This window comes from Bradyrhizobium sp. NBAIM08 (genome assembly GCF_020193935.1).
GTDB classification, from domain to species: Bacteria; Pseudomonadota; Alphaproteobacteria; order Rhizobiales; family Xanthobacteraceae; genus Bradyrhizobium; species Bradyrhizobium yuanmingense.
In genome coordinates this window covers 178,020-196,574 of sequence record NZ_JADYVR010000006.1, presented here as the reverse complement: position 1 = coordinate 196,574, position 18,555 = coordinate 178,020, and the positions used below count along the sequence as shown (strand labels likewise).

Annotated in this window: 15 protein-coding genes; 5 read left to right on the top strand and 10 right to left on the bottom strand. The window is 63.7% G+C overall.

The window, feature by feature from the left end:
- Positions 1-149: 149 nt before the first annotated feature.
- Positions 150-1,364 carry an ornithine--oxo-acid transaminase gene (gene rocD, locus I6F37_RS21895; protein ID WP_036004707.1) on the top strand — a complete coding sequence of 405 codons (1,215 nt, stop codon included), beginning with the start codon at positions 150-152 and terminating at the stop codon, positions 1,362-1,364.
- Between the two features lie 278 nt (positions 1,365-1,642).
- Here the strand turns inward: rocD and I6F37_RS21890 are convergent, their stop codons facing one another.
- Positions 1,643-1,816 carry a hypothetical protein gene (locus I6F37_RS21890; RefSeq protein ID WP_158284420.1) on the bottom strand — a complete coding sequence of 58 codons (174 nt, stop codon included), beginning with the start codon at positions 1,814-1,816 and terminating at the stop codon, positions 1,643-1,645.
- 107 nt (positions 1,817-1,923) lie between these two features.
- On the opposite strand from I6F37_RS21890, the gene I6F37_RS21885 reads away from it, so the two are divergent.
- From I6F37_RS21885 to I6F37_RS21875, 3 genes are all read left to right on the top strand, one after another.
- Positions 1,924-3,513: a Spy/CpxP family protein refolding chaperone gene (locus I6F37_RS21885; RefSeq protein WP_036004698.1), complete on the top strand. Its 1,590-nt coding sequence runs from the start codon at positions 1,924-1,926 to the stop codon at positions 3,511-3,513.
- A gap of 99 nt (positions 3,514-3,612) precedes the next feature.
- A complete protein-coding gene (locus I6F37_RS21880; protein WP_051056878.1) occupies positions 3,613-3,999 on the top strand; it encodes a DUF4440 domain-containing protein in 387 nt (128 codons plus the stop codon).
- A 37-nt stretch (positions 4,000-4,036) separates the two neighbouring features.
- Positions 4,037-7,408, top strand: a complete 3,372-nt coding sequence (locus I6F37_RS21875; protein WP_225152658.1) for an adenylate/guanylate cyclase domain-containing protein — start codon at positions 4,037-4,039, stop codon at positions 7,406-7,408.
- 558 nt (positions 7,409-7,966) lie between these two features.
- Here the strand turns inward: I6F37_RS21875 and I6F37_RS21865 are convergent.
- From I6F37_RS21865 to I6F37_RS21825, 9 genes are all read right to left on the bottom strand, one after another.
- Positions 7,967-8,830: a sugar phosphate isomerase/epimerase gene (locus I6F37_RS21865; RefSeq protein WP_225127391.1), complete on the bottom strand. Its 864-nt coding sequence runs from the start codon at positions 8,828-8,830 to the stop codon at positions 7,967-7,969.
- A complete protein-coding gene (locus tag I6F37_RS21860; protein WP_225152654.1) occupies positions 8,830-10,020 on the bottom strand; it encodes a dihydrodipicolinate synthase family protein in 1,191 nt (396 codons plus the stop codon). Before I6F37_RS21860 ends, I6F37_RS21865 begins: the two co-directional genes overlap by 1 nt.
- 120 nt (positions 10,021-10,140) lie before the next feature.
- Entirely contained in the window at positions 10,141-11,292 is a 1,152-nt protein-coding gene (locus I6F37_RS21855) for a Gfo/Idh/MocA family protein (protein WP_225152652.1), read from the bottom strand.
- Positions 11,289-12,686: a hypothetical protein gene (locus tag I6F37_RS21850; RefSeq protein WP_225152650.1), complete on the bottom strand. Its 1,398-nt coding sequence runs from the start codon at positions 12,684-12,686 to the stop codon at positions 11,289-11,291. Before I6F37_RS21850 ends, I6F37_RS21855 begins: the two co-directional genes overlap by 4 nt.
- Positions 12,687-12,690: 4 nt before the next feature.
- On the bottom strand, positions 12,691-13,521 hold the full coding sequence (locus I6F37_RS21845; protein ID WP_197424383.1) for an ABC transporter ATP-binding protein: 831 nt from the start codon (positions 13,519-13,521) through the stop codon (positions 12,691-12,693).
- A 14-nt stretch (positions 13,522-13,535) separates the two neighbouring features.
- Positions 13,536-14,528, bottom strand: coding sequence for an ABC transporter substrate-binding protein (locus I6F37_RS21840; RefSeq protein WP_225152649.1), 993 nt, complete (start codon positions 14,526-14,528; stop codon positions 13,536-13,538).
- A 57-nt stretch (positions 14,529-14,585) separates the two neighbouring features.
- Complete coding sequence (locus tag I6F37_RS21835; protein WP_225152647.1) at positions 14,586-15,395, bottom strand: ABC transporter permease; 810 nt, start codon at positions 15,393-15,395, stop codon at positions 14,586-14,588.
- A gap of 320 nt (positions 15,396-15,715) precedes the next feature.
- Positions 15,716-16,423, bottom strand: a complete 708-nt coding sequence (locus I6F37_RS21830; protein WP_193375190.1) for a TetR/AcrR family transcriptional regulator — start codon at positions 16,421-16,423, stop codon at positions 15,716-15,718.
- 174 nt (positions 16,424-16,597) lie between these two features.
- Positions 16,598-17,446, bottom strand: coding sequence for a VOC family protein (locus I6F37_RS21825; protein ID WP_225152645.1), 849 nt, complete (start codon positions 17,444-17,446; stop codon positions 16,598-16,600).
- Positions 17,447-17,658: 212 nt separating this feature from the next.
- Between I6F37_RS21825 and I6F37_RS21820 the strand changes: the two genes are divergently transcribed.
- Complete coding sequence (locus tag I6F37_RS21820) at positions 17,659-18,552, top strand: sugar kinase (RefSeq protein WP_036025837.1); 894 nt, start codon at positions 17,659-17,661, stop codon at positions 18,550-18,552.
- The last annotated feature ends 3 nt before the right edge of the window (positions 18,553-18,555 follow it).

The window sequence follows — 18,555 nt, the reverse complement described above, 5'->3', positions numbered from 1 at the left end:
CCACCTGACATTTCGGGACTATCAGGCCGCGCCGCGCCATCGGCGCATCAAGGCTTCCGAGCTGACAAACCGATACCCACATTCATTTGGGCGCGACCCGCTGGTGCAGTCGATTGACGCCCCCGCGCGCAGCAATGGAGTGACGGCAGATGAGCTCGTCGGTCATTGATTTCATCGCGACAGAAGCGCGCTTCGGGGCCCGTAATTACGAGCCGATCGGGGTCGTCCTGTCGCGCGGCGAAGGTGTCTGGGTCTGGGACACCCAAGGCAACCGGTACCTCGATTGCCTCTCGGCCTATTCGGCGGTCAGCCAGGGCCACTGCCATCCCAAGATCCTGGCGGCGATGGTCGAACAGGCGCACAGGCTGACGCTCACCTCGCGTGCCTTCCACAACGACCAGCTCGCCTTGTTCTACGAGGAGATCGCCGCGCTCACCGGTTCCCACAAAGTGCTGCCGATGAACAGCGGCGCCGAGGCGGTGGAAAGCGCGATCAAGTCGGTCCGCAAATGGGGCTACGAGGTGAAGGGCGTGCCGGACGGCCAGGCCGAGATCATCGTCTGTGCCAACAATTTCCACGGACGCACGCTGGGCGTCGTCGGCTTTTCAACCGACCCCGAGACACGCGGACACTTCGGGCCGTTCGCGCCGGGCTTCAAGGTCATCCCGTTCGGCGACGCCGCGGCGCTTGCGGGAGCAATCACCCCAAATACGGTCGCCTTTCTGGTCGAGCCGATCCAGGGCGAAGCCGGTGTCGTCATTCCTCCGGCCGGCTATTTCACTGAGGTCCGGGAGCTCTGCACCGCCAACAACGTGATGCTGGTGCTCGACGAGATCCAGACCGGGCTCGGCCGCACCGGCAAGCTGCTCGCCGAACAGCACGAGGGAATTGAGGCGGACGTGACGCTGCTCGGCAAGGCCCTGTCCGGCGGCTTCTATCCTGTCTCGGCCGTGCTCTCGAACAACGACGTGCTCGGGACATTGCGACCCGGGCAGCACGGCTCCACCTTCGGCGGCAACCCGCTTGCCTGCGCCGTGGCCCGCGCGGCGATGCGCGTGCTGGTCGAGGAAGGCATGATCGAGAACGCGGCGAGGCAAGGCGCGCGCTTTCTGGAGGGCTTGAAGGACATTCGCGCCAATACGATCCGCGAGGTGCGCGGGCGCGGCCTGATGCTGGCGGTCGAGCTGCATCCCGAGGCCGGGCTGGCACGCCGCTATTGCGAGGCGCTCCAGGCCAAGGGCATCCTCGCCAAGGATACCCATGAGCATACGATCCGCATCGCCCCGCCGCTGGTGATCACAAGCGACCAGGTCGACTGGGCGCTGGAGCGGTTCGCCGCGATCCTGACGCAGGATTTCTCTTGAGACTGGCTGCGTCGGAAGATCGCAACGCCGGCCGTGGCCCAGGACGAACGATTCCACAGTCTGTGCGTTGAAAGTCGTGGGCGATTACGAGTTGGGAGCTAGGATCATGCTTCCGCGTGGCGTTTGCCTGACGGCTGTTTTGGTTGGCGTCTCGATGCTGACGACGAGCGCGCCAGCCCAGGGACCTCTCGGACACGGACGGGGTGGAGGACCACCAGGACCAGCCGCAGCGCCGCCATCAGCACCACCGGCCATGGCCCGCCCGGCAGCACCACCGGCTATGGCTCGTCCAGCCGCACCGCCAGCAGCACCGCCAGCCATGGCACGTCCGGCCGCTCCGCCAGCCATGGCGCGTCCGGCGGCTCCGCCAGCCATGGCGCGTCCCGCCGCGCCGCCAGCCATGCCGCAGCGACCGGCGATGGCGCCACGTCCGGCGCCCCACATCGCCTCACCGCCACCGCGTCCGACCCCACAAATCAGTGCCCCCCGAGCCGCCCCGCAGGTGGCAGCGCCCCGGCGCGAAATCCATCGCCCGCCGGCAGCGCCGCAACGTCCGGCCATGGCGCCGCGGCCGACGCCGCAGATCGCCGCCCCTTCCCGCCCAAGTGCACCCCCGGCCGTGAGCGAGCGTTCGGGACCGCCGCGTGAGATGCTTTCGCGCCAATCCGCGGAACGCCAAGACCGCATCGACCGCTTGCAGCAGCGCGTGCAGCAACTGCAATCGCAGAAACCGGAAGGCGCAAGTGCGCAGCAACAGCAGCAACGGCTGCTGCAGTCGCAGAGCCGTCTTCTTGAGCGCGAGCAACGCGTGCAACAGCGCTCGCAGCACGTCGAGCAGCGGCAGCGCGACATGCTGTCGCGCCAGACGACGGAGCGCCAGGCCCGCATCGAACGCCTGCAGCAGCGGGTGCAGCAATTGCAGTCGCAAAAGCCCGAAGGCGTGCAAGCGCAACGGGCGCAGCAGCGAATGCTCCAGGCGCAAAACCGCTTGCTTGGCCGAGAGCAGCGCGCGCAGCAAATTGACCTGGCGCGCCAGCAGCGGCTTGGGCTGCAGGCTCCGGCGGAGCGCGCTCCGGCACTTGCAGCCGCTGCGCAGGCCGCCGAGCGCGGACGGTTTGCGGAACGCTTCCGCGAGCAGTCCACTGCGCTGACCCAAGCGGCTCTCGTCACGCGCCAAAGCGGCTGGGCACCCCGGCAGGCCTGGCGTCACCGTCATCCCGCGGTGTTCGTGGCTTGGCTTGGGCCCGTGTTCTGGCCTTACGCCTATTCCGACATCTTCAACTACACATTCTGGTCCTATGGCTACGAGCCCGGATATTGGGCGTACGCCTATGACGACTTCGTCGACACCGTGTTCTGGGGCGGTGACGGCCCCTACTCCGCTTATGCCAGCACCAACTCGTATGACTACCCTCAAGCCGGCGGCGGCTACCGCGCGCGCCAGCGTGCCAGCGTGAGCCCGCAGACGCTTCAGCAATTGTGTGCCACGCCGGACAAGGGCGTGACCGCCTGGCCGCTTGCCGATATCGCACAGGCGGTGCGGCCGACGCCGGAGCAACGCGCATTGTTGGACGAGCTGAAGACGGCGGCGGCCAACGCTGCCGGTGTGTTCAAGGATTCCTGCGCGGAGACTTATGCACTGACTCCCCCTGGCCGCTTGCGCGCGATGATGAACCGCATCAGCGCGACGCTTGAAGCCGTCAAGATCGTTCGACCGGCACTGGAGAATTTCTACAACTCGCTCAGTGACGAGCAGCAGGCCCGCTTCAACGCGCTTGGCCCCAATGTCGGCGAGCGCTCGCCGCAGCAGCAGGAGGCGAGTAGCGAGGGCTGTGGCGATCCGAAGTCCGGGCTGACGCAGTTGCCGATCCAGAGGATCGAGGCTGTGCTCCACCCAGCCGGCAAGCAGAAGGAGGCGCTCGACCGCCTCAGCGAAGCGACGGCGAAGGGCGTTGAGGGCCTACAGGCGGCCTGTCCGAACGATGCGCCGCTGACACCTGTCGGACGGCTGGAGACGATGCAGCATCGGCTCGAGGCCATGCTGACGGCCGCCAAGCTGGTCGAACCCGCCCTGGACGAGTTCTATGCCACGCTGAGCAGCGAGCAGAAGGCGCGCTTCAACAGACTGCAACAGGTCGCAGCCCAATGAAGGCGTCGCGTTCCCTCGTTGCAGTTTGCAGCGGTCGAACGACGTCAGGTGACGTTATCGTTCTCCAACGAAAGCAAGCCCGCGTTTGAGGGAGGGATCATGACAGCCTTAGCTTCCTCCATAAGACACGACATTGCTGCGGCGTACGCCGCGTGGGATTCAGCATTCAACAAAGCAGATGCCAGGGCTATCGCGGCGACTTACGTGCCAGACGCCAAATTGTTGCCGCCAACGCATCAGGTGATATCCGGTCCGACAGAGATCGAGAGCTTCTTTGCTGGGCTGTTTTCAAGCGGATTCACCGATCACAGGTTGGTCGTCATCGACGCCGGCGGAGATGAGAAGATCGTCTACGGCACGGCCCATTGGAGCGCCAACGGTAAGACAGCGGATGGCGCCAGCCAACCTGCAGGCGGGATCGCAACCCACGTGTTTGAGCGTCAGGCAGATGGTTCGCTGAAGCTGAAGTTGCATACTTTCAATTGAGCTGACCGTCGCCTGATCCGGCACGAGGAGGCTTCTCGTGGATATCGCGCAATGGCTTCGCGGTCTCGGGCTGGAGCGCTACATAAAGACCTTTTGTGACGCTGAAATCACGTCCGAGGTTTTGCCAGAACTGACTGAAGCCGACCTGCGGGAGCTTGGCTTGCCACTCGGCCCGCGCAAGGCTGTGCTAAGAGCAATCCATGCACTCGCTCCACCGATCACCCCGGTGGCGGTCGAGGCCAATCGACCTGCCAACTACGTGAAGCCATCGATCCCTTCGGACGCGGAGCGTCGACAGCTCACGGTCATGTTCGTCGACCTGGTCGGCTCGACGGCACTTGCTTCAGGGCGCGATCCCGAGGAGCTGCGTGACCTCTTGCAGGCTTACCACAACACCGTGGTCGGCGAGATCGACCGATTCGAAGGCCACATAGCCAAGTTCTTGGGCGATGGCGTTCTCGCTTATTTCGGCTGGCCGCGGGCGCACGAAGATGAGGCGGAGCGCGCCGTTCGCGCTGGGCTTCGAGTGACCAAGGCGGTCGCATCGCTTACCGAACCGAGTGGTGCAACGCTCGCCGCTCGCGTCGGCATCGCAACCGGTCTGGTCGTCGTCGGCGAGTTGATTGGCGAGGGAGAGGCTCGCGAGCGTGCAGTCATCGGCGAAACACCAAACCTAGCAGCCCGACTGCAAGATCTGGCCAACCCAAGTGATGTGGTGATTGCGGAATCGACCCGCCGCCTACTCGGCGAAGCTTTCACGTACCGCGACCTCGGCACGGTGCCTCTCAAAGGTTTCCCGGAACTGGTGCAGGCGTGGCTTGTCATTGGTGAAGGCGCGGCAGAGAGCAGGTTCGAGGCTCGGCATGGCTTGGCAACGACCGCACTGGTCGGACGGAATGAAGAACTTGCATTGCTCCTGGATCGCTGGGAGCGGGCGAAAGAGCGGGAAGGACAGATCGTCCTGCTCGGCGGCGAAGCCGGCATTGGCAAGTCGCGGCTCGTGCGAGCCTTACGCGACCAGGTCGCCCGTGTGCCGCACACGCCGCTGAGTCATTTCTGTTCACCATTTCATACCAACACCGCTCTATATCCCGTCGTTGGCCTCCTTGAACGGGCAGCGGCAATACGGCGGGAGGACGCTTCCGACGAACAGCTCGATAAACTCGAGGCCATGCTCGCGCTTGGTGCGGACGATGTGCATGAGAGCGCGCCGGTTCTCGCGGATCTCTTGGCAATCCCGACCGGGGAGAGATACCCGCCTCTTGCACTCAGTCCGCACCAGAAGAAGGAGCGAACCTTCCAGGCCCTTCTGGAACAGATACAAGGCTTAGCGGCAAGACAGCCAGTGCTTGCCGTCTACGAGGACGTCCATTGGGCGGACCCTACTATGCTCGAATTCCTCGATCGGCTCGTCGACGAGGTGCAGCGACTTCCAATTTTGATGATCGTTACCTTCCGGCCCGAGTTCATTCCGCGCTGGACGGGTCATGGACATGTGACAGCGCTCTTTCTAAGCCGGCTGGGACGTCGGCAAGGGGCGGCAGTCGTTGACCGGATCACGGGTGGCAAAACACTCCCTCAGGAGGTGCTTGAGCAGATTCTGGCCAAGACCGACGGCGTGCCGTTGTTCGTCGAGGAGCTCACCAAAGCCGTCGTCGAATCCGGACTGCTCAAAGACCACGGCAGCCGCTATGAATTGATCGGCCCGCTGCCGCCGCTAGCGATTCCGACGACGCTGCAGGACTCGTTGATGGCCCGCCTTGATCGGTTGGCGCCGGTCAAGGAGGTTGCCCAGATTGCAGCTTGCATCGGACGCGAATTCGGACACGATCTTCTCCGCTCCGTAACGGCGCTCGACGAACACGCGCTCCAGCATGCTCTCAATGATCTATTGGCGGCGGAACTGATATTCCGTCGTGGCGTGCCTCCGAATGTTGGCTACAGCTTCAAACATGCGCTGGTGCAGGACATCGCGCACGAGAGTCTTTTAAAGAGCAAGCGGCAGCAGATCCATGCCCGCATAGCTGCAGCTCTCGAACAACATTACCCTGCCCGTGCGGAGGCGGAGCCGGAGACGATCGCTCTGCATCTCACCGAGGGTGGACTGGCAGGAAAGGCGGTGGATTATTGGCTGCGGGCCGGCCGCATTGCGGCTGGGCGTTCCGCAAATCTCGAAGCGATCACTCATCTCACAAGGGGGCTGGAGGCGCTCAAGTCCAATCCACCAGGCCCGGAGCGCGATCGTCAGGAACTCGCTTTGCAAACAGCAATCGGAGGTCCACTGATTGCCATCCACGGATACACGGCCCCGCAGCTTGGCACAGCCTTCAACAGGGCTCATGCGCTCTGCTATGAACTCGATGACACGGGTGCGTTGTTCTCCACCCTTAGCGGCAAATTCATCTTCCACTTCGTGCGCGGCGACTTTGCTGCCATGCAGAGCCTCGTTGCCGAAACGCAGCGCGCCGCCGAGCGCACCAGGGACACAGCACTGGAACTAGCTGCGCATCGTCTGGCTGCGCTCACCGCCATGCATGCCGGTGAGTTTCTGACCGCACGCTCGGAGTTCGAAACGATCTTGAGTCGCTATCAGCCGGAGGCGCATCGGCCGCCACCTGTGCACTACGTACATGACCCAAAGGCCTCGGCGCTACCCTACTTGGCGATTGTGCTTTGGATTCTGGGTTACCCCGAACAGGCTCAGCGGACTAGCCGTGCCGCATCTCAATACGCTATTGAGTTGAATCAGACGAACCTTACCGCGCATGTGCAGGTCTATGCCGGGGCGGCCACTGCGGAGCTAATGGGTGACGTGGCGGCCGTCAAAGCGCACGCCGAGTCCATCATCGATCTCGCCGATCAGAACAGCTTGAACTATTGGCGCGAGAGCGGCCTCATCCTGCGGGGCTGGGCCATGGCCCAAGAGGGCAACGTGGAGGGCGGCCTGGCGCTCATGCGCCTCAGTCTGAACGAGCGGAACAGGCTCGGAGCCAGTTGGTACCAGGTTCGGTACTTATGGATGCTCGCGGCCACCTACCTCCACTTAGGTGACTACGACAACGGCGTCGCTGCCCTTGCCGAAGCAAAGGTCCTTGCCGCGCGCAGTGACGAGCATATGTGGGAGGCAGAACTTGCATGCATCGATGGCGAACTGCACCGGATTGGTGGTGCTCCAGCTGACGAGGTCGAGGGGTATTTGCAAACTGCACTCAAGGTCGCCCAAAGCCAGAGCGCAAAGTCCTTTGAATTACGTGCTGCAATGAGTTTGGCTCGGCTTTGGCACGACCAGGGTAGGATAGCCGACGCGCGGTGCCTTCTTGGCTCGGTTTACGGTTGGTTTACGGAAGGCTTCGAAACGCCGGACCTTCGTTCCGCCAAGGCGCTCATGGAGGAGCTTTCCCGATCATGATCGCGCGCCTTTTCAAGCTTCAGACGTTGCCGCACAGCGAGCACACAGATGATACGGCAACCCTGTACTTGCGTTATTGGATCTGAACACGAGGCAATTCCGCTGTGGGTCACAAGCAGTGCTGCTCTGGACGATCAGCCCGACTTCCTTTTATGAGTACACGGCCTTTCTGTCCTCACGCGGCGGAAATCGTCTTCCGCTCAGCACTTCGCATCTGCGATCGCTTGAGGCTGCTCTACCTCATTCAAGACGATGGCGTTGCATTGTTGAAAATGGGAAGATAGCTCGAGGTCAGCCAGATGATCCCAGTATTCTGCCTCTGCGAGCAGCTTCCATTTGTTCATGCTGTGGTACGCGGCCTGTTGACGGCAGAGTGAGCTCATCGCACGCAAGCGTCGCACTTTCTCCACTGCGAACCTCCCTCCGCGCCTGCTTGGTCGCAAGCGCATTTGTGTCGGCAGAGCTTCGCAGATCGAATTGACGAGTGATAGTCCGGGATTCGACGGTAAAATCAATGATAGCGCAATCGTCTGACTTTTCACGAGACACTCGAGGCAACTACACCACCGTCCGATGTCGCTGGATGCAGGTCTTCAGCACCTCGTCCATCGGCTTGCCCCACCATTCGTTGGAGAAGATCTCGATCTCGGAATAGCCGGCAAAGCCCTGCGCTTCGACCGCTGCACGCACCGATTTGATGTCGATGACGCCGTCGCCCATCATGCCGCGGTCGTTGAGGATGTCCCTGGTCGGCACCAGCCAGTCGCAGACATGGAACGCCAGCAGGCGGTCCCGGCCGGCGCGTGCGATCTGGTCCATCAGCTCCGGGTCCCACCAGATGTGATAGACGTCGAGCGCGACGCCGAGCATGCCGGTGCGGCCGGGGTCGAGCCGGTCGCAGATATCGAGCGCCTGCTTGGTTGTGTTCACGCAGGCGCGGTCGGCCGCATAGGCCGGATGCAACGGCTCGATCGCCAACGGCAGCTTGGCTTGCCTCGCGTAGTCGAGCATGTCAGCGAGCGCTTCCTCGACCTGCCCGCGCGCTGCCACCAGATCCTTCGAAGCCTCACTGCCCAACCGCGAATATTGCGGCAGGCCGCCGACAACGAGGACGATGCAGGGCGCGCCCAGTGCCTTGGCTTCATCGACACAGCGCCTGTTATCGTCGCGCACTTCGCCCCGGCGCGAGACATCCGAGGTGAACATGCCGCCGCGGCAATAGCCTGAGAGATCAAGGCCAGCCTCGCGCACCGCGCGCGCGACGCGGTCGAGACCGACGTTCGCGACCTGGTCGCGCCAGGGATCGATGGCTCGGATGCCGTGCTTCGCGCAGGCCTCGATGATGGCGACGAGGTCACCCTGCTTCCGGACGGTCGCCGTGTTCAGCGACAGCCAGCGGTGGTCGGACGAAAAATCGCGCATCAGGATTCGATACCGTGGGTGGCGAGCACGGTTTTCATCCGTTGCGTCGCGAGTTCAGGGTTGGCGAGCAGACCGGCTTGGTCGGCCAGACGGAACAGCTCGGCGAGATGCAACGTCGAACGCGTGCTCTGCTGTCCGCCGACCATGGTGAAGTGATCCTGGTGTCCGTTGAGATAGGCCATGAACACGACGCCGGTCTTGTAGAAGCGCGTCGGCGCCTTGAAGATGTGACGCGACAGCGGGACCGTCGGGCCAAGCACGTCGTGGAAGCCGGCCTCGTCGCCTGCCGCCAGCCGCGACAGCGCGTAGGACGCCGCCGGCGCGATGGCATCGAAGATGCCGAGCAACGCGTGTGAAAAACCTTCGCTATCGCCGGCGATCAGCTCCGCGTAGTTGAAATCGTCGCCGGTGTACATCTTGATGCGGCTGTCGAGGCGGCGACGCATGTCGATCTCGCGCTGCTTGTCGAGCAGCGAAACCTTGACGCCGTCGACCTTGGCGGCGTTGCCGTTGATGATGGCGACGGCAATGTCCATGGCCTTGTCGAGATCGTTGGTGCCCCAATAGCCCGCCAGCGCCGGATCGAACATGTCGCCGAGCCAGTGGATGATGACAGGCTCACGGACCTGCGAAAGCACGCGGTCATAGACTTTGGCGTAATCGTCGGCATTGCGACCGAGTTTTGCGAGGGCGCGCGAGGCCATCAGGATGATGCGGCCGCCGACTTTCTCCACCGCCGAGATCTGCTCTTCATAGGCACGGATGACGTCGTCGAGGTTTCTCGCGTCCTCCACCGCGAGATGATCCGTGCCTGCACCGGAGAACACCAGCGCGTTGCGGCGCTTGGCGGCGGAGACCGAGCGAGTGATCAGTTCCAGCGAGGTCGGCCAGTCCAGCCCCATGCCGCGCTGCGCGGTGTCCATGGCTTCGGCAACGCCGAGGCCGAGGTCCCAGACGTGCTCGCGGAAGGCGATAGTCTTGTCCCAGTCGACCGCAACCGACAGCCAGGGATCGTTGTCGGCGAAGGGATCGGCGACCGTGTGCACGGCCGAGAAGGCGATGCGGTTCAGCGGCCCCTCGAGCTTTGCGGGGAACGTGCGCGAGGCCGCGAGCCGATAGGTCTCGATCGAGCGATCGGCTTTGGGCAGCTTCAGCGACAGGGATGACATTGGTTGGACGGGCTTGTTCATTTTGGTCCTCTCTCCGTCATTGCGAGGAGCGAAGCGACGAAGCAATCCAGGGTCTTTCCGCGGAGGCAGTCTGGATTGCTTCGCTTCGCTCGCAATGACGAAATCATGAGCATCGGAATGTCACACCTTGATGGGCGCGACGTCGATCCAGCGGCGCTCCTTCCAGCTCTTCAGCGCGCATTCGGCCAGCTGCACGCCCTTGGCGCCTTCGAGCAGCGTGAACTTGTAAGGAGCGTCCTCGTAGACGTGGCGGATGAACATTTCCCACTGCTCCTTGAAACCATTGTCGTAGGTGACGTTATCCGGCAGCTTCTGCCAGTCGCCGTAGAAGTCGTGCAGCCGCTTCTCGTCGGGATTCCACACCGGCCGCGGGGTCGCCTGCCGCGCCTGGATCATGCAGTCGGAGAGGCCCGCGACCGCCGAGCCGAGCGTGCCGTCGACCTGAAAGGTGACGAGGTCGTCGCGATAGACCCGCGTCACCCAGGACATGTTGATGTGGGCGATGATGCCGCCCTCCAGCTGGAACGTGGCGTAGGCGGAATCGTCCGCGGTCGCCTTGTACTTCTGGCCCTGCTCGTCATAGCGCTCGGGGATGTCGGTGTTGCCGATGCAGCTGACGCTCTGGACGTTGCCGAAGAGGTTGTCGAGCACGTAGCGCCAGTGGCAGACCATGTCGAGGATGATGCCGCCGCCATCCTCGTCGCGATAGTTCCAGGACGGCCGCTGCGCCTCCTGCCAGCCGCCCTCGAACACCCAATAGCCGAACTCGCCGCGCACCGAGAGGATGCGGCCGAAGAAGCCGGAATCGCGCAGGAAAGCGATCTTCTTCAACCCCGGCAGAAACAGCTTGTCCTGCACCGTGCCGTGCTTGACGCCCTTGGCATTGGCGAGCTTCACGACCTCGACCGCCTCCTCGAAATTCGTCGCGATCGGCTTCTCGCAATAGACATGCTTGCCGGCGTTGATAGCCTGGGTCAGCAGGCCGGGCCGCGCCTGCGTCGTCGCGGCGTCGAAGAACATGGTGTCGTTCTTGTCGGCGAGCGCGGCATCCAGATCGGTGGTCCAGCGGGTAATGTTGTAGCGCTTGGCCAGCGCCTCGACTTTGTCGGCGCTGCGGCCGACCAGGATCGGATCTGGCATGACGCGGTCGCCGTTCTTCAGGCGGACGCCGCCATGGTCGCGGATTGCGACGATGGAGCGGATCAGATGCTGATTGAGCCCCATGCGGCCGGTGACGCCGTTCATGATGAGGCCGAGGCGTTGGGTGGTCATGCCAATTGCTCCTGAATTGGTGTTGGCTGTGCGAGCGGATGCAGTGTCGACCATTCAGGATGGACCGACGAGGCGAAGCCCGCGCAATGAAGCGATCCCGTCAGGAGATCGCCGTCGTGAATGGAGAGGCGGATACCCCGCCCGGCATCGGCATAGAGATCGGGATGCGCGGCGGCGAAGGCCTGAGCTTCTGCTATGGGCGTTTCACCAAAGCCATCGACGTAATGGTGGCCGTTGCGCTCGGCGTGGGTGACGCCAAGGAAGGCGCCGAGCGCAAGATCCTGCTGCACGGCAAGGCCGGCCTGGCAGGTGAGGTCCTCACCAGTGATGAAGAAGGCTTCGCCTTCCGCGCTCCATTTCGCCGCACGCGTGGCGTTGATGATGGACTTGTAAAGTCCCTTGCAGGATTTCGAGGAGATGCCGCGATAGCCGAGCGCCCGTGCTGCCGGGAACGCGTCATAGGAATCGTCGGCCTCGTCGATGATGAAGCCGCGCGCGGCGAGCGAGCCGAGCGGCGATTGCCGCGTGATGTCGCGCGGCATCGGCTGTTCGACATAGAGCAGGCGCGTTGAGATCGGGCGCAGCGTGGCGTCATGATCGAGCCGGTCCATCAGGGCCTGTAACGCGGCGAGATCAGCGTATTGCTCGTTGGCATCGAGCGTCACCTTGTAGTCGCGCCCGAGCGCGTCGAGCTCCTTGCCGATCCGGGTGAGCCGCGCCGCATCGGCAGCCGGATCGCCGGACAGCTTGAGCTTGAAGTAGCGCGCACCGGTATTCTCGCGCGGGTCGACAACGCCGCCCTCGCCTTCTACGACGTCGTCAAGGCCGACCGTATGCCTTATGGCAACACGCTGCAGCGGCATCCGTCCGGAGAGAAACGTCCTGATGTCCCGCTCGCTCAGGTCAGGAGAAAGCCCCGCATCGATGCTGGGGATGTTCGCGGCCATCCCGTCAAAGAAACTGCTCTCCACGCCGCGGAGCAGCGCGTCGAGGATCGCTTTGTCGATTTCCGCGGTGCCATAAGTCGCAGCCAGCGCCGGAATATTCTTCTTCGCGCAGGTCGCGATCTGGGCACCGATGCAGGAGGCATGCAGATCGAACGCCGTCTGGAAGCCGGTCCGTGCCAGATAGAGTCCGCGCGCGATCTCCAGCGAGCGACGCAACTCGTCCACCGTCTGCGCTGGGGACAGCTCCGGCCGCTTGTCGAACCACTTTGGTACCAGCAGCTCGGCGCTGGCACCGACGGCGGTGCCCCGGCCCTCGACCTCGATCTCGGCCCGCACGAACAGCTGCGGCGTCGCGTTGATCGTGATCGCACCGAAGCGGAACGGCCGCGCGAACTGCACGGGACGTTCGAAGAAGGCGATGTCTCGCAGCTTCAGGCGGGGGGACATGGTTTCAGTCCAACGCCCCTTGCGAGAAGAAATGCTTGCGGATGCGCTGCACCAGCTCCGTAAACACCGGGTCGGCCATCGCGTCGAGCGAGCGCGGGCGCGGCAGCGGCACGTCGTAGATCGCGGCGATCGCGCCGGGGCGCTCGGTCATGACCAGCACGCGGTCGGCGAGGAACACGGCCTCCGGAATCGAATGCGTGATCAGGAGCACGGTCTTCTTCGTCTCGCGCTGGATCCGCATCAATTCGACATTCATGCGCTCGCGTGTCAGCGCGTCGAGCGCGCCGAACGGCTCGTCCATCAGCATGATCTTCGGATCGTGCACCAGCGCGCGGCAGATCGAGGCGCGCTGCTGCATGCCGCCGGAGAGCTGCCAGGGCAGCTTCTTCTCGAAGCCTTCGAGGCCGACCAGCTTCAGCAGCGACTTGGCGCGGTCGAGATATTCCTGGCGCGGCAGGCGCTTCATGTCGATCGGCAGCATCACGTTGGAGAGGATGTTGCGCCAGGGCAAGAGCAGCGCGTTCTGGAACACGATGCCGACATTGCCGTGCGGCGTCGTCACCTTCTGGCCCTCGACCAGGATCTCGCCCGTGGTCGGCGCCAGCAGGCCCGAGATCAATTTGAGCAACGTGGACTTGCCGCAGCCGGAAGGGCCGACCACGACGAAGAACTCGCCGTCATTGATGTGGAAGTCGAGCGGCCGCAGCGACGGCACATCGCCGTCGCGCGTCCGGTAGGTCTTCGACACGCCCGACAGCTTGATGCCCGACGCATCGCCGGCAGCCCGGTCGCTCACCAGTCTCAGATGAGCGGCCGACTGCGCGTTTTCACTCATGACAGTCGCAGGTTTCACGAGCCGCTCTTCGGCAGATAGTCGTTGGTGTAGAAGGCCTTCGGGTTCTCCTTGGCCTTGGCGTCTAGGCCGCCATATTCCACCAGCAGGTTGACGGTCTCGGTCATGTTCTGCTCGGTGACCTGGAACGGACGCTTGCCCTTGGTCTCCGCGGTCCGGTAGAGCGGGATGGTCAGCTCAAAACCCTGCGTCAGCGTGTCGATCTTGCCGCCCTTGGGGTTGGCATCGAGGATCGATTGCGCCGCCGCCTTCGGCTCCTTCTCGGCAGCTTCGACCGCCTTGGTCGTCGCCGACATGAAGCGGCGGACGAGGTCCGCATTGGCCTTCACGTAGTCGGTGTTGGCGATGACGCCCGAGGAGACCATGTTGATGCCGTAGTCGGCGAACTTGATCGGATAGACATCCTTGCCGGTGGCGTCCTTGATCTTCATCGACTGGTCCATGACGTAGCCGAGCAACAGATCCGCCTGGCCGTTGATGACGGCGTTGAGCTTGGTCTGGCCGTCGCCGGCGACGGTCTTGAAGTCGCTTTCCTTCAGGCCGGTCTTCTTCAGGAACAGCGGCCAGATCTGCGTCATGGAATCGGCCGGCGTGATCGCCACCGTCTTGCCCTTGATGTCTTCAGGCTTCCTGATGTTCTTGTCGGCGAAGCCCATGGCGGACATCGGGCTCGTTTGCAGCAGCACGCCGGTTGCGACCACGGGCGCGCCCTTGATCGCGGCGCGCATCATGGTGGGGACGTCGACATAGCCGAAGTCCGCGGTCTTGGCGGCAACCGCCTGCGTGGTCGCAGCCGAGCCGCGGCCTTCCTGGATCTCGAGCTCGATGCCTTCGGCGGCGTAGATGCCCTTGGCCTTGCCGTAATAGAACGGCGCGTGCTCGCCATAGACGTACCAGTTCAGCATCAGCACGACCTTGTCGGCTGCCTGCGCCGGCATGGCTGCGAACGCCATCAGTGCTACGGATGCAGCTCCAATCAACCGCTTCATCGTTTCTCTCCCTTGCCGTTGGTTGCGTCGGCCGTTGGTGGCCGCTCGTTGCTTTAGTCAGGATGCAAAGATCATGTCCTCGCGCTGGCTGACATGCCAGGGAATGACCAGCTTCTCGACCCGGTCGACGATCCAGAACAGGACCACGCCGAGCAGCGCCAGGATCACCAGCGCCGCGAACATCGTCGGCAGGTCGAAAGTGCCGATCGAGCGCTGCATCACGTAGCCGATGCCGGAATTGGAGCCGACGAACTCGCCGACCACCGCGCCGACCACGGCCAGCGTCACCGACACTTTGAGACCGGAGAAGATCGCCGGCAGCGCATGCGGCAGGTTCACCGCGCGGAACACCTGCAGGCGGCTGCCCTGCATGGCACGGGCGAGATCGACCATGTCGGGATCGACCGATTTGAAGCCTTGCACCGCGGAGACCACGACCGGGAAGAAGCCGAGCAGGAACGCCGAGATCACCTTGGGAATGATGCCGAAGCCGAACCACACCACAAACAGTGGGGCGATCGCGATCTTCGGCACCGATTGCGAGAACACCAGCAGTGGATAGACGTAGCTCTCCACCGTCTTCGAGCCCGCGATCAGCATCGCGACGGGAATGCCGAACAGCGCCGACAGCAGGAAGCCGCAGACGGTCGCATAGGTGGTCGGCCAGGACTGGCGCAGCAGCTCCGGCCATTCGGTGCGCAGCACGGCGACGAGATCGAGCGGCGCCGGGATCTGGTAGGCCGGGATTCTGAACAGCCGGATCGCGAGATCCCAGGCGACGACGATGAAGACCAGGAACAAGAACGGCCGAACCCAGGCTGCATTCAGCAGCTTGGAAACAGCGTTTTGCGGCTTCGGCTCGGCCAATTTTCACTCCCGGCAGTCTTCTTCGTTATGGGGAGAAATTAACCCGTTGGATAAATACTGTCCAGAGCTTTCCCTGTGACGTTTTGTGCTCGGGGTTCCGGGAGCTTTTGGGACGGGACTATCGCCTTCCGTGTCCCGGACGCGCTGCAATGTAAGCGTTGCTGCGCTGCGTCGGGGCACGGGGGCGGAGTGAGGTGCACGCGCCTCCACGTGGTCATTGCGAGCGCAGCGAAGCAATCCAGAATCTTTCCGCGGAGACAGTCTGGATTGCTTCGCTGCGCTCGCAATGACGGAGCAAGGCGCCCCATCATGGCTACGGGCTACACCGCCTGCACGACCGCGGCGCGCGACTTCGGCGTCTTCGCGATCTCGAACAGCGCCGCGGATTGCCCCGTCAGCGCGGCCAGCACCAGGCCCACCATATGCGCCAACCGCTCCTCCTTGGCCTTCTTGTCCAGGAGATCGCGGCCGAAGATCACGCTCAGCGTTGCCGAATTGGAGAGATAGAAGAAGCTGAGCGCTGCGATCGAGATGTAGAGCTGCACGGGGTCGACCGCGACCTGGAAGTCGCCGCTGTCGACGCCGCGGCGCACCACGGTGCGGATCATCTCGACGAAGGGCGAGTGCATCGACTTGACCTTGGTCGATTTCTTCAGGTGCTTGGCGCGCGCGAGGTTCTCGGTCTGCAGCAGCGAGAGGAATTCGGGATTGCGCAGGAAGTAGTTCCAGGTGAACTCGATCAGGCGGCGGATCGCCTCGGGCGGATCGAGATGTTCGAGGTCGAGCCCCCGCTCCTCGCTGCGGATCTTGTCATAGGCGCCTTCGAGCACCGCGAGATAGAGCTCGTCCTTGTTGCCGACGTGATAGTACAGCATGCGCTTGTTGGCGCCGGCCTTGGCGGCGATGCGGTCGACGCGCGCGCCGGCAAGGCCATGGGCGGAAAACTCCTGCTTGGCGGCTTCGAGAATGCGCAGCCGCATCCCCTCGGGGTCACGCTGCCATTTCAGAGTTCGCTTTGCCTTCGCCAAACCGGGTGCTCGCTGGGTGCCGACAAGACGCGTGTAGCACGCGAGCGTGAGTTTGAGAATGTTCGTCATTCCGGGGCGCGCCTCTTGGCGCGAGCCCGGAATCCATTGGGCGGCAGAGTCAGCCGCGAAATGGATTCCGGGTTCGATGCTACGCATCGCCCCGGAATGACAGAATCACTCCACCGGCTTCGGCGAACGCTCCAGCAGCACGGTCTGGATTCCGCAGGTGCCGTTGCGCACGGTCATGATGCGCGTCCCCGGCTTGCGGCCGGTGCGCACCTCGCTGACGTCGAGTCCGCTCGCGATCAGGCGGGCGCGGGTGGCGTCGATGTCGCCGACCCGCCAGCTCAGGCCCCAGAGCCGGTCATGCGCGGCATCGCCGCCCGCGACCGGGCGGCGCACCACCTCGACGATGAGGTCGCCGCAGCGGAAGAACATCAACTGGCCCCAGTCCTGGTGCGAGCGGTCGAGCGCGAGATCAAGACCGAGCCGGGCGCCGTAGAGCGCGGCGGCGCGCTCGGAATCCTCCGTGGTGACGACGACGTGGTCGAGCCCCTCGATCGGCGCGATGTCGGTCACGGCGGACTTCGGACGCTCGTCGGCCAGTTCCAGGAAGAACATGCGCACGCCGCGCGTCAGCTCGGTGGCGGCCCGCGTGCGCTTCCAGTGCAGCACGGCGTTGGTGGCGGCGTCGCTGCTCTCGACCTCGGCGACCGTATCAGGCCTCAGGGCCACCCGCTCCAGCCGCCGGTGCATCTTGCCGATGTCGGCGACACGAAAGCACAGGCTGGCGAGGATGCCTTCCTGGTCGCTGAGCAGTGCGCGCATGCGGTCGGCGGTGACGCTGAAGCCGTGAGGGGCCATCAGCTCGACGGTCACGTTGTCGAGGGTGAACAGCACCCGGTCGGCGCCCTCGCCCGAGTTCTGCCAGGCCGGCGCGCGGGCGAGCAGCGTCTGATAGGCCGCCTTGGCCGCGCCGATATCGCCTACGAGAACGACGATGTGATCGAGGCCGGTGATCATTCTGCACCCTTTTTGTGGACCGGGAACCCCGGGAGCGAAAGACGGCGTTTGTCCGGGCTTGGCATGGGCCAGTGATGGTCGTATTCCCGGACCATGCTGACCTCAAGCGCTTCGGGCGGCAGTTTTGCGAATAATTTCAGCGTCCCTCCGGAGCGGAACCGGTGCTAGAGTAATCTCGCCGGCCGGGACCACAAGCGCATTACGGACAAGCAATGCAGGCTCTCTTCATCGGACAGACCTATATCGACGTCGTCTTCATCACCGACCACATGCCGACCGGCGACGAGAAGCACGTGGCGCGTGACTACGCGGTCTCCTTCGGCGGCAATGCGGTGACGGCGGCGTTCTGCTGCGCCAAGCTCGGCATCGTGCCGGACCTGATCGCGACCGCAGCCAATGACTGGCTGGGGCGCATGTTCCAGGACATGTGCGCGAAGTACGGCATCTCGCTGCATGGGCGCAAGGTCAACCAGTCCTCGCTCTCCTTCATCATGCCCAAGGACGGCAAGCGCGCCATCGTCCGCTGCCGCGACGACGAGCACATCCACCCCTTTCCGATGCTCAATCTCGGCGGCTGCCGCGCGCTGCATATCGACGGCCACCAGCCGGATGCCGCCATCCACTACGCCAAAGTGTGCCGCGAGGCCGGCATCCTGACCTCGCTCGACGGCGGCGGCCTGCGCACCAACACCCATGAGCTGCTGGAATTCATCGACGTCGCCATCGTCGCCGAGCGCCTGTGCGAGCAGATGGATCTGACGCCGGAGAAGATGCTCGACTATCTCAAGAGCCGCGGCTGCAAGATCGGCGGCGTCACCATGGGCGAGAAGGGCCTGTTCTGGTACGACGAAACCGGGACGGTGCAAGTGATGCCGGCGATGCCGATCCCGCGCGAGCGCGTGATCGACACCAACGGCGCTGGCGACGTCTTCCACGGCGCCTATGTCTATTCCTACCTCGCCCATCCCGGCAAAAGCTGGCGCGAGCATTTCGACTTTGCCCGCGCCGCCTCGACCTACAAGATCCAGCGCCTCGGCAACGAGGCCGGCTTGCCGACGCTGGTCGATATCGCCAAGGTCAGGCACGAGTTCGAGGTCAGGGTCTAGAAA

Bases quoted from the DNA above. Each gene is read 5' to 3' on its own strand.
- rocD (WP_036004707.1), top strand. From the start codon at position 150: ATGAGCTCGTCGGTCATTGATTTCATCGCGACAGAAGCGCGCTTCGGG.
- I6F37_RS21885 (WP_036004698.1), top strand. From the start codon at position 1,924: ATGGCGCCGCGGCCGACGCCGCAGATCGCCGCCCCTTCCCGCCCAAGT.
- I6F37_RS21880 (WP_051056878.1), top strand. From the start codon at position 3,613: ATGACAGCCTTAGCTTCCTCCATAAGACACGACATTGCTGCGGCGTAC.
- I6F37_RS21865 (WP_225127391.1), bottom strand. From the start codon at position 8,830: ATGCGCGATTTTTCGTCCGACCACCGCTGGCTGTCGCTGAACACGGCG.
- I6F37_RS21860 (WP_225152654.1), bottom strand. From the start codon at position 10,020: ATGAACAAGCCCGTCCAACCAATGTCATCCCTGTCGCTGAAGCTGCCC.
- I6F37_RS21855 (WP_225152652.1), bottom strand. From the start codon at position 11,292: ATGACCACCCAACGCCTCGGCCTCATCATGAACGGCGTCACCGGCCGC.
- I6F37_RS21850 (WP_225152650.1), bottom strand. From the start codon at position 12,686: ATGTCCCCCCGCCTGAAGCTGCGAGACATCGCCTTCTTCGAACGTCCC.
- I6F37_RS21845 (WP_197424383.1), bottom strand. From the start codon at position 13,521: ATGAGTGAAAACGCGCAGTCGGCCGCTCATCTGAGACTGGTGAGCGAC.
- I6F37_RS21840 (WP_225152649.1), bottom strand. From the start codon at position 14,528: ATGAAGCGGTTGATTGGAGCTGCATCCGTAGCACTGATGGCGTTCGCA.
- I6F37_RS21825 (WP_225152645.1), bottom strand. From the start codon at position 17,446: ATGATCACCGGCCTCGATCACATCGTCGTTCTCGTAGGCGATATCGGC.
- I6F37_RS21820 (WP_036025837.1), top strand. From the start codon at position 17,659: ATGCAGGCTCTCTTCATCGGACAGACCTATATCGACGTCGTCTTCATC.